Origin of the sequence: Rhodococcus jostii NBRC 16295 (assembly GCF_001894825.1) — a bacterium.
Lineage (GTDB): Bacteria > Actinomycetota > Actinomycetes > Mycobacteriales > Mycobacteriaceae > Rhodococcus_F > Rhodococcus_F jostii.
Window position 1 is genome coordinate 245,659 of sequence record NZ_BCWY01000004.1, and the last position, 13,421, is coordinate 259,079.

Below are 13,421 nucleotides of genomic sequence, written 5' to 3' on the forward strand. Positions count from 1 at the left end.
GCTACGAAGGGGACACCCGCGAGCAATTCACTCGCGGGTGTCTTCTTCGTCCTTCATCTGCTCGACGGCCGTCGCGGATTCGGTCACGATCGCGCGCATGGCCTTCTCGGCCGCGTCGGGGTCGCCCATCTGGATGGACGACGCCACCACGCCGTGCAGCCGGATGGCCTCGGTCTCGGCGACGTGCGGCATCAGCGAGTGCCGGGTGCGGCCCTCGAGCACCTCCACGACGATCTGTGACATCGCGCGCAAGAGGGGGTTCCCGGACGCGGCCAGCAGTGTCCGGTGAAAGTCGGAGTCGTGGGCCAGGTAGGCGTCCGTGTCTGCCGCGCGGGAGGTGGACGACATTCCGATGACGGCCGCCGTCAGGGCCCCGCACTGTTCCGGCGTCGCCCGTGTCGCCGCGAGACGCGCGGCGAGCGGTTCGATCCCCGAGCGCAGTTCACTCAGGCTCGACAGCTGCTCGAACCGTTGTGGGCCGGCCAGCTTCCATCGGATCACGCTCGGATCGAGTGAGTTCCAGTGATCCTCGCCGAGGACGGTGATGCCGACGCGACGGCGTACGGCCAGGAGTCCGAGCGATTCGAGTACGCGGACCACTTCGCGCACGACGGTGCGGGAGACGGAGTACTGGGTGACCACGTCGTCCGCGGAGATGCGGGTGCCGGCTGCCACGACCCCGGCCACGATGTCGCTGCCCAGCTGATCGAGCACCGTTTCGTGCAATTGCCGGTACTCGGCGCCGTCTGCGTTGGTCATCCGCCGATGTTCCCACGATTGCACTCATTGAACACACGTTGGCGTGCCATTTGCACTCTAAATAGTACTTAATTGGAACTGGCCTTGAAATCGTATGGTTTATGAGGCACAGTGACCTGAGTCACGAACAAGGGTCATTCCATCACCGATCTCCCTGGAGCAACAGAATGAGTACCGCTTCACTACTCGCCGCGGCCGACAGCGCCGGCCACGACACGCGGCTGATCACGGCGGCCGTCGTCGGCGTCGCCGTCATCATCGCGCTGATCACCTGGCTCAAACTCCACCCGTTCCTCGCGCTGTCGATCGGCGCCGTCGGCGTCGGGATCGGCGCGGGTCTGGGCGCCTCCGACTCGGTGAAATCGTTCGTCGAGGGCTTCGGGGCCACGATGGGCAGCGTCGGAATCCTGATCGGGTTCGGTGCCATGTTCGGCAAGCTGCTCGCCGATTCCGGTGGCGCGGACCGCGTCGTCGACACCCTCGTCAGTCGCGCCGGACCGCGGACGCTGCCATGGATGATGGCGCTGGTCGGCGCGGTGATCGGTCTGCCGATGTTCTTCGAGATCGGCCTCGTGCTGTTGATGCCGGTGATCATCCTCGTCGCCCGCCGCTCGGGGCTGCCGTTGATGCGGATCGCGATCCCCACGCTGGCCGGCCTGTCGGCCATGCACGGCCTCGTTCCGCCCCACCCCGGGCCGCTGGTCGCGGTGGCGGCGCTGAACGCCAACCTCGGACTCACCCTCGCGCTCGGCGTCGTCGTCGCGATCCCCACCGTGATCGTGGCCGGTCCGCTGTTCAGCAAGCTGGCGGCACGCTGGGTGGACGTCCCCGTCCCCGAGCTCTACGTGACCACCGAGGACAAGGAGGGCGCCGAAGCCGCCGCCGAGCGTCGTCGTCCCGGATTCGCGGCCACCCTCGCCGCCATCCTGCTTCCTGTCGTCCTGATGCTGGGTAAGGCGATCGCGGACGTCATCGCCCCCGATTCGGAGGTGTGGGTGAAGTCGCTGCTCGACTTCCTCGGCACACCCGTCGTGGCCCTCGGGCTCGCTGTCCTCGCCGGTATGGGCCTCCTCGGGCGCGGCGGCGGCATGGACCGCAATGCCATCGCGGCCTCGCTGGAGAGTTCGCTGCCTCCGATCGCCGGGATCCTCCTCATCGTCGGCGCGGGCGGTGGATTCAAGCAGGTCCTGATCGACACCGGCATCGCCGACGTGATCGCCGAAGCGATCAAGGGCAGCGCGCTCCCGGTCCTGTTCCTCGCCTGGCTCGTGGCCGTGCTCATCCGAGTCGCCACGGGATCGGCCACCGTGGCCACGGTCACCGCGTCCGGCATCCTCGCGCCCGTCGCCGCCGAGCTGACGTCGACGCACGTCTCGCTGATGGTCCTGGCGATCGGCTCCGGTTCACTGTTCCTGTCGCACGTCAACGATGCCGGATTCTGGCTGGTGAAGGAATATCTCGGTGTCACGGTGGTACAGAACCTGAAGACGTGGACGGTAATGGAATGCATCATCTCCGTCACCGGACTGGCCGGTGTCCTCGCGCTGAGCGCGTTCATCTGAGGGGCTGAGAAATGTCGAGTGAGGTTGGTGAGATGCACGTGAGTACGCGCGAACCTGCAGGACAAAAGCCGCAGACCGCGGATCCCGTCCTGGTGTTGATGGGGGTGTCGGGGTCCGGGAAGTCGACGGTCGCGGGAATCATTGCCGGCGCCATGGGCTGGGACCTGCAGGAGGGAGACGCCCTGCACCCGCCCGCGAACGTCGCGAAGATGGCGTCGGGGCAGCCGTTGACCGACGAGGACCGCTGGCCGTGGCTCGATCTCGTCGCGGGGTGGATTCGGGAGCACACCGACAACGGTCTTCCCGGGGTCATCACCTGCTCGGCGCTCAAGCGCAGCTACCGCGACGTGCTGCGGGGCGACAACGTCGTGTTCGTGCACCTCGCCGGTTCGCGGCAGCAGATCGGGGAACGCCTGACCACCCGGCTCGACCACTTCATGCCCGCGTCGCTGCTGGACACGCAGATTTCGACGCTCGAGCCGATCCAGCCCGACGAGGACGCCATCGTCGTCGACGTCGGCGGATCGCCCACCCAGGTGGCGACCGAGATCATCGCGCAACTGGAGCAGCGACTCGGTCGGTGAACTTCCGGTAATCGGACGGAAATTAACTCGAAGTCGCTCGGTAACGGGTGGCTTCGATTTACCGTGGCGGGAGGCCGTGGGGAGCGAACGCAACACTTCGGGAGGGCAGTATGCGAACGCGTGACTCGATCGTGTGGCATTGGGATGTCAGCAGGCGAGCACAACTGACGTTCTGGTTCGCCAGGGCTTTCGTCAAACCGCTGTTCACGATATGGCCGATGACGGACCGCGGCATCGAAGTGCTGGCGGCCCTCGACGAACTGATCGACCGGCTTCCCAAGCCGAAGGGTCTCGACATCGAGGCGATCTCGCTCGGCGGGGTGCCGTGCGAGAAGATCACCCATCCGCGGCCCACGCTCGGTTCGATGGACGGCGCCACCATCCTCTACTTCCACGGCGGCGGATTCGTGTTCTGCGGGCTCGCCACCCACCGGGCGCTGTGCGGGTTGCTCGCCGCCCGGTCGGGTGCGCCCGTCGTCTCCGTCGAGTACCGGCAGCTACCCAAGGGGGCGATCGGGGCGTCGCTGGCGGACGCCATGACCGCGTATACCGAGGTGCTGAAGGTCTGCGACGACCCCACCAGGGTGATCGTCGCCGGTGACTCCGCGGGCGGGTATCTCGCGATGAAGGTCGCGGAAGTGGCCGCGTTGAAGGGGATCACGCGCCCGGCGGCCGTGATCGGATACTCCCCACTGCTCAACTTCGACCTCGAGGACCACGATCCCGATTTCATGAAGCGCGACGCGTACCTGCCGATGTCGCAGGTGGCCAAGCTGAAGGACCGCTGGCTGGCCGGACCCGACACGATTCCGGGCGCCCAGTCACCCGTGAACGCCGACCCGGGGTTGTTCCCGCCGGTCTTCCTCACCGCCGCCGAGTACGAGATCATGCGGCCCGACGTCGAGATCCTCACCGACAACTTCGACCGTGCGGGACGGCAGATCGAGACCCACCTCTGGAGTGGGCAGATCCACGCGTTCCCGGTGATCGGCAAGGCCCTGCGGGAGAGTCGCGCGATCATCGGGCTCACCGTCGACTTCGCGTCCCGCGCGCTCACGGAGTCGAAGCGGCACTCGGCCTAGCCGTCGACGACAGAACGGGTGGGCACGGTGCCCACCCGTTCTGGCTGTTCGGAACTACGCGGGGTTGAGCACCCTGCGCAGCAGCGGCGAGACCGTGATGAGAAGGCCCAGCAGCGCGACTCCGGTGACGAGCACGAGGCCGGAGTGGAACTGGTGGAATCCGGCGCCGCTGATACCGGCGGCCGTGTGCGAACCGGCGGTGACCAGCGCGGTGGTCAATGCCAGGACGAGCGCCGCACCGACCTGCGCCGACGTCTGCACCAGCCCTGAGGCCAACCCCTGCTCGGAGTCGTCGACGCCCGACGTGGCCTGCGCCATGATCGACGTGAATCCGAGGGCGAAACCGACGCCCAGCAGCAACACACTGGGCAGGATGGCGACCGTGTAGTGCGGCTGATCGCTGCCGGCGAAGAGGAACCACAGGTAGCCGAGGCTCAGCGAGGTGAGGGCGGCGATGATCATGCGCGCCGTGCCGAACGCGTCGATCAGGCGTCCGACGAAGGGCGACCCGAACGCCACGATGATGCCGGCGGGCAGGAGACCCAGCGCCATCTCCAGCGGCGACCATCCGAGCACCGACTGCAGGAAGATGGTCATCATGAACTGGAAGCTCAGGTAGGAGCCGAACAGCGCGACGATGCTGAGGTTGGCCCGCACGATCGAGCCGACCCGGAGGATGCTCAGCCGCACCAGCGGGTGCGCCACCCGGTTCTCCACGACGAAGAACGACGCGAGCAGCGCGGCGGCCAGCGCGAACGAGCCGAGCGTCAGTGGGTCGGACCAACCGCGGGCCGGTGCCGACACGACGGTGTAGACGGCGAGCAGCATGCCGGACACCAGCGTGGCGGCGCCCACGATGTCGTGTCCGCCGTTGTCGGCGGCGCGGTCGCGGGGGATGAGGATGGTTCCGGCGACCAGGGCGAGAACCGCGAACGGGACCGGCATCAGGAAGGTCCAGCGCCACCCGGCGCTGGTCAGCAGTCCGCCCAGGATCAGGCCGGACGAGTAGCCGCTGGCTCCGAAGACCGAGAAGATCGACAGGGCCCGGTTGCGGGCAGGTCCTTCCTTGAACGTGGTGGTGAGGATCGACATCGCGGTCGGCGCCGTGAATGCCGCGGCGAGGCCCTTCACGAATCGGCTGGCGATGAGCAGCGTGCCGTTGTCGACGAGTCCGCCGACCAGGGACGCGATGGCGAACACGGTGAGTGCGATCAGGAAGACGCGGCGGCGTCCGAGGAGGTCGGCGGTGCGTCCGCCCAGCAGCAACAGACCACCGAATCCGAGTACGTATCCGTTGATGATCCACTGGAGCGAGGTGGTCGACAGCCCCAGTTCGGTTCCGATGGAGGGCAACGCAACACCCACCATCGAGACGTCGAGACCGTCGAGGAACATGACGAGGCACAGCACGGCCAGGACGCCCCAGAGGTGGGGTGTCCAGGCCTGGTCGGTCGACGGGGTGGCGGTGGCGCCCGACGAGGTGGCGAGGTCCGGGGTGGCGTCGCTGATAGTCACAGGAAGAATGTAGATGCACGTGCAATCAATGCGCAAGCACTAATTTCGTCTGCATTTAATTCGCTTGCACCTTTTTCGTGCGCGCGCTAGGGTGCGGTTCATGAGCTCTGATGCAGACCTGCGCGGCACGTGGCGGCTGCTCGCGAGCAGATACAACGAGATCGCCTGCGAGCTGGATCGTGAGATGCAACACGCTCACGGCCTGAGCATGAGCGATTTCGAAACGCTCGACCGGTTGATGGACGCCACCTGCGACCGCCCCCGGATGCAGGACCTGGCGGCCGAGATGTATCTCAGCCCCAGCGCTCTGTCCCGGAGTGTGGCCCGGCTGGAGAAGGCGGGCCTGGTCGCCCGGTCGCTCTGTGAGGCAGACCGGCGAGGAGTCTTCGTCGACGTCACCGACGCCGGCCGTGCGGTGCACGCCGACGCCAAGAAGATTCAGGTGGGCGTGCTCACCGAACGGCTCTCGGACGCAACCTGATTCGTTAAGTCAGCGACGTGGGCGTCACGTAGTCGTCGGACGGGAACTCGCCGTCGACGACGGCGGTGACCACGGTGTTCTCCAGCGTGATCGCCCCTCCATGATTGTCCAGGAAGGCCGTGTCCGCGGCGTCGCGTCCCGTGGCGATACGCAGCAGCGCCTCACGCGGGGCAAGTTGCGTCGCGTCGACCACCCGCCACTCCGAATCGACGAACGCCTCGACGACGGCATGGAAGTCCATCGGATCGCATCCCGGCGCGTACACCGCCACCAGTCGCGCCGGGATGGTGACAGCCCGGAGAAGCGCCACCGTGAGGTGGGCGAAGTCACGGCACACGCCCGCCCCGGAGAGCATCGTGTCGACGGCGCTGTCGGTGGAGCGGCTCGAACCCGCTTGGTAGAGCAGCCGCGATCCCACCCACGTGGTGATGTCCTGGAGTAGCTCCGGGTGCGGCTTGGACAGGTTGAACTCGCCCCCGGTGAAACCGAAGAACTTGTCTGCCTCGGCATATCGGCTCGGGCGCAGATACTTCGAAAGGTCGTAGTCGGTGACCGGAGGCGAATCGGCTTTGCCCACAACCGAAGCCGAGTATTCGACGTGCAGGGAACCGGGAGGGCTGTCCAGCAGGTGGACGCGAGTGCCGTGCTCCGCCACCATCTCTCGTGCCTCGACGCGGTGTCCGTCGAGGCTGAACGTCAACGATTCGGACAGCTCCGAACCCGGGGTCCGGGCCACCGCGATCTTGAATTCGAGACTGGTGGCGTCGGTGACCTCGACGTCGAGAGTGGCGGTGACGTGACGTTTCATCCGCCCATCCTGGCATCCATCGCCCGGGGGTGCAGAACACCCCCGCCGAAGTCAGGCCTGAACGCGCGGCCGCAGCCACTCGACGAGATCGTCGAGTACCTCCTCGTTCTCCGGTTCGTTGAACACCTCGTGGAACAGGTTTTCGTAGATCTCCACCGTGAGATCCTCCGAACCTGCGTACTCCGCGATGAGTTCCGTGCCGTGGACGCTGGCGAGTCCGTCGTCCTGACCGTGCTGGAGCAACAGGGGAACCGTCAGCGACGGCAGACGTTCCGGCAACCGTTCGGCGGCGAGGATCATCCCGCGCGCGATCCCCGCCGGTACCTTCCCGTGGTGGACGAGGGGATCCTCCTCGTACGCCGCCACGACCGCCGGATCGCGGGAGACCAACTTCGCGTCGAGCGACTCGACGGGCACGCCGGGGAGAAAGCGTCCCACCAGCTTGCCGATCTCGACCACGATCCGCGGTGTCCCACTCGTGACGTCGACAGCCGGTCCGGACAGCATGAGTGCTTTCAGGTCCTGCTGGTGATCCAGTGCGTAGGTCAACGCGATGGAACCGCCCATGCTGTGTCCGAGGAGGAACCGGTCGGCTCCTGGCCAGTCCGTCGACGCGATACCGAACAGCTGGTGCAGGTCGTCGGTGAACTCGGTCCAGTCCTTCAGATGGACCCGTTTGCCGCCCGACCGCCCGTGCCCGCGGTGGTCGGGCGCGTAGATCGCGAGGTCGAGTGCCCCGAGTCGCTCGATCACGTGGTCGTAGCGCCGGGCATGTTCGCCGAAGCCGTGGCACAGCACAAGCACGCCGCGCGGGCGCCGTTCGGGGAGCCACACGTCGTAGACGATGGGAATTCCGCCGACGCCGGCGAAGGATGATTCTCGATGCTGCATGATGCCCCTTCGTGGTCCGAATTCGACGCCTCAGATCATTGCACGGTGCGGTGCCCCGGCACGGGGCAAATTAGGGGATCGGCCCCTTCGACAGCAGGTCTGTTACCGCGCGCGAGGTGCGCCGCCGCAGCCATCCGCGCGGTCCGTCCTCGCCGAGCGCCGCGCGGGCAGCGTTCAGGCCCGACACCCCGTGAACGCCGCCGCCCGGGTGCGCTGACGCACTTCCCAGGTACAGACCCTGGACCGGGGTCTCCGAGCGGGACGTGCCCGGACCGGGCCGGAAGATCAACTGCTGATGGAGTTGGGCCGTCCCGCCGTTGACGGCACCGCCCACGAGGTTCGCATCGGCCGCCTCCAGATCCGACGGTCGCTGGACGACACGTCCGACGATCCGTTCCGCGAATCCGGGTGCGTGCGCCTCGAGAACGTCGTCGACCCGCGCCGCCAGCAGGTCGGCGGATGCGTCGTCGGTGATGTCGCGGGGTAGATGCGTGTACGCCCAGGCGCTTTCGGTTCCTTCCGGTGACCGGGTGGGGTCGGCGGTCGTCATCTGTCCGAACAGCAGGAACGGTGAGGTGGGGATGGTGCCGGTGGTCAGGTCGGCCATCCAGTGGACGAGACCGTTGTCGTCGGCACCCAGATGGACGGTGCCCGCACCGCTCAGGCTCGGTGAACGCCACGGGATTTTCTGCGACAGCGCGTAATTGACCTTCAGCACCGGTGTGTCCCACTCGAAGTGTTCCAGGTCGGCCCGGACGCGGGCGGGGACGGCGTGCTCCGGGAGCAGCGACCCGTACAGCGCGGGCGCGGAGACGTCGGCGATCACCGCCCGACGTGCCGTGTAGTGGACGCCCGACACCGTCCGCGCCCCGACCGCCCGACCCGATCGCACCTCGATCCCGGTCACGGCGTCGCCGTAGTGGAAGTGCGCACCCGCGTGCTCCGCCCGGCGCACCATCGCCGCCGACAACGCGCCCGCGCCGCCGACCGGAACGGGATAGCCGCCGTCCTGGGCGAGCATCGTCAGGATGTACCCCATGACGCCGCTGACCGGTGCGTCCGGAGGGGCGTCGGCGTGCATCGCGTCGAGCAACAACAGTCGGGCCGCCTCACCGCGGAACAGTTCGTGAGCCATCCGTCGCGCGGGCAGGAGGAGGAACCGCGCCAGCCGCAGCGACTCGGCCGTGCCCAGCTGCCTCAGCAGCCGGCTCGGCCCCCGTACCGGCGGGAACGGGCTGAACAGGGTGCTCAGCAGCGGTTCCTTGATGTCGTGCCACTGCTCGACGAGCGCCGTCCACGCGACACCGTCACCGGGCTGACGGCGCTCGAGGTCGGCGGCCGTGTCCGCGTGGTCGGGATGGATCACGGGTGCGTCCTCGTCGGCCGCGGACCGGGCATGCCCGAGCGCGTGGGGCGCGTGACTCCACCGCAGTCCGTGCGACTCGAGGTCGAGGCCGCGGAGCGCGGGCGACACCGTGGACAGCGGATAGAAGGCGCTGAACAGGTCCGACGTGAAGCCGGGGACGAGTTCCGCAGACTTCACCGCACCGCCCGGCGTCGGCTGCGCCTCCACGACTGCGACGTCCCAGCCCGCGTCGGCCAGGGTCGCGGCCGCGACGAGGCCGTTGGGACCGGATCCGATGACCACTGCGTCGACGTTGCTCACTCGACCAGGCTGTCAGACATGGCGCCGGTCTGCTCAGATGGACGAGGGTGTGAACGTCACCGGCAGGTGCTTCAGCCCGTTGATGAAGTTCGAGCGCAGGCGTTGCGCAGGCGCGGTCTGCTCCATGTCGGGCATGCGACGCAGAATTTCGCCCAGCATCACCTTCATCTCGGCGCGAGCGAGGTTGGCGCCGAGGCAGAAATGGTGACCGCCGCCACCGAACGCAATGTGCTGCGAGTAGTGGGCGGTGGGCCGGTCGATGTCGAACGTGTACGGGTCGTCGAACACCGCTTCGTCGCGGTTCCCCGACATGTGCCAGATCACCACCCGGTCGCCCTCGGCGATCTCGACGTCGTGCAGCACCGTGTCCCTGGCTGCGGTCCGGCGGAACTGCATGACCGGTGTGGCCCAGCGCAAACCCTCCTCGATCAGCGCGTCCAGCTTCGACGGATCGTCCAGCACCTTCCGGCGCTCCTCGGGATGCTCCATCAACGCCAACTGGGTGTGCGAGATGGCGTTGCGGGTGGTCTCGTTGCCCGCGACCGCGAGCAGCATGAAGAACATGTTGAAATCGAGTTCGCCCAGCTTCTCCCCGTGCACGTCGGCCTGGATCAGGGCTGTCGCGATGTCGTCGCGAGGGTGCTGTTTGCGGTCCTCGAACATCGCCAGGCTGTAAGCGAACATCTGGGCGGCCGCCTCGCGTTCCTGCCCCTCCGCGAGATGGAACTCCGGATCGGACGAGCCGATCATCTGATTCGTCAGGTCGAAGATGAGCTTGCGATCTTCCTGCGGCACACCCAAGAAGTCGGCAATCGCCTGAAGGGGAAGCTCGGACGCGACATCGACGACGAAATCGCACTCGCCCCGCTCGATCACCGAGTCGACGATGGAGGTGGCCCGCCGCGCGAGGATCTCGTGCAGCTGGCCGATACGGCGAGGTGTGAATCCCTTGCTCACGATCTTGCGCAGCGCCGTGTGGTCCGGCGGGTCCATGTTCAGCATCATCAACTGCTGGCCCGCCAGATCGTCCGGGCTCAGATCGTCGATGTAGGTGGCGCCCCGCCACGACGAGTACGTCTCGGCGTCCCGGTTCACCGTCACGATGTCGGCGTGACGGGTGACGCACCAGAAGGGGTTGCCCCGATCGTCGAGGTGCCGGTAGACGGGAGCCTCCCGCCGCAATGTGGCGAACATCTCGTGGGGCACGCCCGCGGCGAAGGTGTCCGGGTTGTAGAGATCGACGTCGGCGAGCTGCACGGTCCCTCCTGAGGCTCACGTACGAGAATACGTTCTAGTCCTGGAGGATGTGGAACAACGAAAACGGCCCCGGAGAATTGATATCTCCGGAGCCGTTTCCACTTGGTAGCGGGGACAGGATTTGAACCTGCGACCTCTGGGTTATGAGCCCAGCGAGCTACCGAGCTGCTCCACCCCGCGTTGCATTGACAACACTACACCCTTCCCGGAGTGCTCTTGACCAACCCCGGGGAGGGGTAGCTCACATCAGCCGGAACTGCACCATTTCGATGGCGTTTTCGATCGCCTCGGAGACTTCCCGCAAGCGTTCGTCCGCACCCGCCGCGGCAAGGATCTGCAGGCGGTCGGCGTCACCCATCGGAATGTAGGTGGCGATCTCGTAGAGCCGCGTACCCAGCGAACCGCGGAGGCCGCCGATGACGGGAACGTCGGGCGGAACATTGCCCGTCTCCGTCGCGAGACGACGGAGCAGGCCGTACAGGAATTCGAGTCTCTCGATCAGAGATGGGAATTCGTAGTCCGCCGTCTGGGTGCCGGTGTTCTCATCCGGCCACACATCCACCTCGGCGATCGGATACGGGTTGTCGGGCAACCACTTCGACACCTTGATGCGTTCCTCGGTGCGGCAGAACAGCTCGTACCGGCCGTCGCCGACCGTGGCGTGCGATTCGATCCGCGCGATGGTGCCGACGTTGTGGCGGACGTCGCCGCCGCCGACCTCGTTGCCACGGGCAATGAGCACCACACCGAACCGGGGACCGTCGGGTGCGTCCAGGCAGTCGCGGACCAGTTCCTGGTAGCGGGGTTCGAAGACGTGGAGGGGAAGCTGCTGACCGGGCAGCATCGTCGAGCCCAGCGGGAACATGGGGAGCAGAGTCATCAGGGGATTCTCAATCGGGGTACGGGCGTCGCCGGAAGTGGGTCGACGCGATCGATCTCGTCCGTGAGGTGCTCGGACCACGTCAGCAGACCGGAGATGTCGAGGCCGTGTGGCGCCTCCACCTCGTAGTGCCGGATCCGGTCGTGGCCCTGGCGCAGCAGTGACCGTGCGCCGGTCTTGTTGCCTCGCATCAGGTGGGTGAGCCCCACTGCCAGTTGTGCGAGTCCCTGCCACAGTTCCCGCTCGTCCTCGGGGGCGATCTTCCACGTACCTTCGAGGATTTCGTGGGCGTGGAACGGCATGCCGTGGTCGAGCAGCCGCTGGGCCTCGGTGATCGCCTCGTCGGGCGGCAACCGCACATCGTCGGGGATACGCGGTACCCCCTCGGCGTCATGGGGCAGGGGGCGGCCGAGTTCGTCGCGGGGGCGTGCGTTGAGGGGTTTCCCCGTCCCATCCCTGTCCCGATCGGCCATGGGACAAGGGTAACGCTCAGTCGTGGGTCGGCGAAGGGTTGGTGACGGCCGCCGACACACGTGTCGACAGTTCCTCTCGGACCACCCGGGCGCTCGCGGACCGCAGGTGAACGCGGTCGTCCTGGTGATAGAGGTACCGGCCGTCCCCTTCGACGTCGATCCAGGTCAGTTCGCCCAGAACAGGCTCGACGAGACCGCTGCGCGCACCCCGGATGCAGATATAGCCGATGCCCGTCCGCGGTCGGCTGACGATCCTTCGCAGAAGTGTGCCGTCGGAGACTTGGGCGTTCTGCAGGACCGAAGATCCAGTGTTCCGGGTTCGGACATCGTCGGGGTGCGCGGTCAGCGACGTCGTTCGTCCGGGCGGGCAGTCGGGCAGATCCTTCACAAGCTGGGTGGCGAGCCAGTCGACGCTCTCCGCGCCGGCATCGATCCGGATGTCGCCGCGGCCCGGTGCGCCGCGTAGTTGTTCGGCGACGACGGCGACCCGGCCGCGGATGCTGCCCCTGAGTCGCAGCCCGGAGTCTTCGGGGGAGGGGGCAAGAACGGTGATGGACAGTTGCGGATTCCGCAGCGCCTGGATCGCCGCGACCAGTTTCGGCTCGTCGAGCGCTGTCCGCCACTGTTCCAGTTCGCGTTGCTGGACGGCGTACTCGTCCTCCGTCGCGGCAGCGGACCGGTACTGCAACGGGTACGGCATTCGATCGAGATCGGTTGCCTCCCAAAGACACATGAACTGCGCTGACGTCAGCAGCCAGTTCATGCGCCGATAACCGGGGCGCGACGGGGTCGAGTTTCCCGATCAATTTCGTTGCCGCTGTCGACGGTGATCAGGTAGCTCGGCGTCTGATGCTCCGTGTCGTTGTCACCATTACCGCCCGCACGGCCGGGCGCACCCATCATCTCCGGTGGCATAGCTATCCCAGGACGACTCATACTCGGCTTCACTGGAGTCGCCGCTGCGGCAGCGGCAGCCGCTCCGGCGCCGGCCGCAGCACCACCGGACGGGATCGGACCACCCGGAACCACACCACTCGAGTTGGACTCGGAGTCGCGCTTGTCGGTCTTCCGGCGCGCGCTCGACGCCAAACCCCCGACGCCCGAGCCGCCGCCACCGGACCCCGAACCTCCGCCGATTCCGCCACGGTAACCCCCGGCGCCCGCGCCGCTGCCCGACTGGGAACCGGCGCCGGCTGCGTTGTGAGCATTCGCGGCAGCAGTCTGCGCGGCTGAGCCGGATCCAGTACCGGCGCCCTGGTTGGCAGCGGCTTCAGCATTCGCCGCGGACGTAGTCGCGGCATTATCCGCCGCCGAATCCCTGTCCGCAGTGTTCTCGCCGTTCGCGGACGAATCGCCGTCGCCCGATGCGGCGGAGGTGTCGCCGTCGGTTGTGCTCCAAGAAATCTCACCCTCACCACCCACCCCCAATACTCGACAGGACCGTTCAGGAAACGTGTACAAAT

At 67.0% G+C, this 13,421-nt stretch carries 13 protein-coding genes, 1 tRNA gene and 1 pseudogene; 4 read left to right on the forward strand and 11 right to left on the reverse strand.

The genetic code is table 11. The features are described from left to right. Positions 1-27: 27 nt before the first annotated feature. Positions 28-759, reverse strand: coding sequence for a FadR/GntR family transcriptional regulator (locus tag RJ1_RS05110; RefSeq protein WP_073358880.1), 732 nt, complete (start codon positions 757-759; stop codon positions 28-30). Between the two features lie 167 nt (positions 760-926). On the opposite strand from RJ1_RS05110, the gene RJ1_RS05115 reads away from it, so the two are divergent. The 3 genes from RJ1_RS05115 to RJ1_RS05125 all read left to right on the forward strand — a co-directional run bounded on the left by RJ1_RS05115 (position 927) and on the right by RJ1_RS05125 (position 3,987). Further along, positions 927-2,321: a GntP family permease gene (locus tag RJ1_RS05115; protein WP_073358881.1), complete on the forward strand. Its 1,395-nt coding sequence runs from the start codon at positions 927-929 to the stop codon at positions 2,319-2,321. Positions 2,322-2,353: 32 nt separating this feature from the next. Next, positions 2,354-2,905, forward strand: a complete 552-nt coding sequence (locus tag RJ1_RS05120) for a gluconokinase (protein ID WP_073358882.1) — start codon at positions 2,354-2,356, stop codon at positions 2,903-2,905. 110 nt (positions 2,906-3,015) lie between these two features. Then, a complete protein-coding gene (locus RJ1_RS05125) occupies positions 3,016-3,987 on the forward strand; it encodes an alpha/beta hydrolase (protein WP_073358883.1) in 972 nt (323 codons plus the stop codon). Positions 3,988-4,041: 54 nt separating this feature from the next. Here RJ1_RS05125 and RJ1_RS05130 read toward each other — a convergent pair whose 3' ends face one another. Then, positions 4,042-5,538: an MFS transporter gene (locus tag RJ1_RS05130; RefSeq protein ID WP_073358884.1), complete on the reverse strand. Its 1,497-nt coding sequence runs from the start codon at positions 5,536-5,538 to the stop codon at positions 4,042-4,044. Between the two features lie 64 nt (positions 5,539-5,602). Here RJ1_RS05130 and RJ1_RS05135 point away from each other — a divergent pair, with 64 nt between their 5' ends. Then, entirely contained in the window at positions 5,603-5,983 is a 381-nt protein-coding gene (locus RJ1_RS05135) for a MarR family winged helix-turn-helix transcriptional regulator (protein ID WP_073358912.1), read from the forward strand. A gap of 4 nt (positions 5,984-5,987) precedes the next feature. On the opposite strand, the gene RJ1_RS05140 is transcribed toward RJ1_RS05135, so the two are convergent. The 9 genes and pseudogenes from RJ1_RS05140 to RJ1_RS47260 form a co-directional block, all read right to left on the reverse strand. Continuing rightward, the gene (locus RJ1_RS05140; protein ID WP_073358885.1) at positions 5,988-6,791 is read right to left on the reverse strand and encodes a transglutaminase-like domain-containing protein; all 804 of its coding nucleotides are present in this window, start codon (positions 6,789-6,791) and stop codon (positions 5,988-5,990) included. Positions 6,792-6,842: 51 nt separating this feature from the next. After that, positions 6,843-7,682 (reverse strand): alpha/beta hydrolase, encoded by an 840-nt coding sequence (locus RJ1_RS05145; protein ID WP_073358886.1) that lies wholly within the window; start codon positions 7,680-7,682, stop codon positions 6,843-6,845. A gap of 70 nt (positions 7,683-7,752) precedes the next feature. Further along, positions 7,753-9,348, reverse strand: coding sequence for a phytoene desaturase family protein (locus RJ1_RS05150; protein ID WP_073358887.1), 1,596 nt, complete (start codon positions 9,346-9,348; stop codon positions 7,753-7,755). A 33-nt stretch (positions 9,349-9,381) separates the two neighbouring features. Beyond that, a complete protein-coding gene (locus RJ1_RS05155) occupies positions 9,382-10,605 on the reverse strand; it encodes a cytochrome P450 (protein WP_073358888.1) in 1,224 nt (407 codons plus the stop codon). A 103-nt stretch (positions 10,606-10,708) separates the two neighbouring features. Further along, positions 10,709-10,785: transfer RNA gene (locus tag RJ1_RS05160), tRNA-Met, on the reverse strand. A gap of 61 nt (positions 10,786-10,846) precedes the next feature. Next, a complete protein-coding gene (locus RJ1_RS05165) occupies positions 10,847-11,485 on the reverse strand; it encodes an LON peptidase substrate-binding domain-containing protein (RefSeq protein WP_073358889.1) in 639 nt (212 codons plus the stop codon). Further along, a complete protein-coding gene (locus tag RJ1_RS05170) occupies positions 11,485-11,958 on the reverse strand; it encodes a DUF309 domain-containing protein (protein ID WP_073358890.1) in 474 nt (157 codons plus the stop codon). Before RJ1_RS05170 ends, RJ1_RS05165 begins: the two co-directional genes overlap by 1 nt. Positions 11,959-11,974: 16 nt before the next feature. Beyond that, on the reverse strand, positions 11,975-12,721 hold the full coding sequence (locus tag RJ1_RS05175) for an ESX secretion-associated protein EspG (protein ID WP_073358891.1): 747 nt from the start codon (positions 12,719-12,721) through the stop codon (positions 11,975-11,977). After that, a pseudogene (locus tag RJ1_RS47260) lies at positions 12,718-13,421 on the reverse strand (hypothetical protein); the annotation flags it as partial. The gene RJ1_RS05175 and the pseudogene RJ1_RS47260, both read right to left, overlap by 4 nt.

What these genes read in the sequence shown, in the direction of transcription:
- RJ1_RS05110 (WP_073358880.1), bottom strand. Translation starts at nt 759, where the DNA reads ATGACCAACGCAGACGGCGCCGAGTACCGGCAATTGCACGAAACGGTG.
- RJ1_RS05115 (WP_073358881.1), top strand. Translation starts at nt 927, where the DNA reads ATGAGTACCGCTTCACTACTCGCCGCGGCCGACAGCGCCGGCCACGAC.
- RJ1_RS05120 (WP_073358882.1), top strand. Translation starts at nt 2,354, where the DNA reads ATGCACGTGAGTACGCGCGAACCTGCAGGACAAAAGCCGCAGACCGCG.
- RJ1_RS05140 (WP_073358885.1), bottom strand. Translation starts at nt 6,791, where the DNA reads ATGAAACGTCACGTCACCGCCACTCTCGACGTCGAGGTCACCGACGCC.
- RJ1_RS05175 (WP_073358891.1), bottom strand. Translation starts at nt 12,721, where the DNA reads ATGAACTGGCTGCTGACGTCAGCGCAGTTCATGTGTCTTTGGGAGGCA.
- RJ1_RS05165 (WP_073358889.1), bottom strand. Translation starts at nt 11,485, where the DNA reads ATGACTCTGCTCCCCATGTTCCCGCTGGGCTCGACGATGCTGCCCGGT.
- RJ1_RS05170 (WP_073358890.1), bottom strand. Translation starts at nt 11,958, where the DNA reads ATGGCCGATCGGGACAGGGATGGGACGGGGAAACCCCTCAACGCACGC.
- RJ1_RS05135 (WP_073358912.1), top strand. Translation starts at nt 5,603, where the DNA reads ATGAGCTCTGATGCAGACCTGCGCGGCACGTGGCGGCTGCTCGCGAGC.
- RJ1_RS05125 (WP_073358883.1), top strand. Translation starts at nt 3,016, where the DNA reads ATGCGAACGCGTGACTCGATCGTGTGGCATTGGGATGTCAGCAGGCGA.
- RJ1_RS05145 (WP_073358886.1), bottom strand. Translation starts at nt 7,682, where the DNA reads ATGCAGCATCGAGAATCATCCTTCGCCGGCGTCGGCGGAATTCCCATC.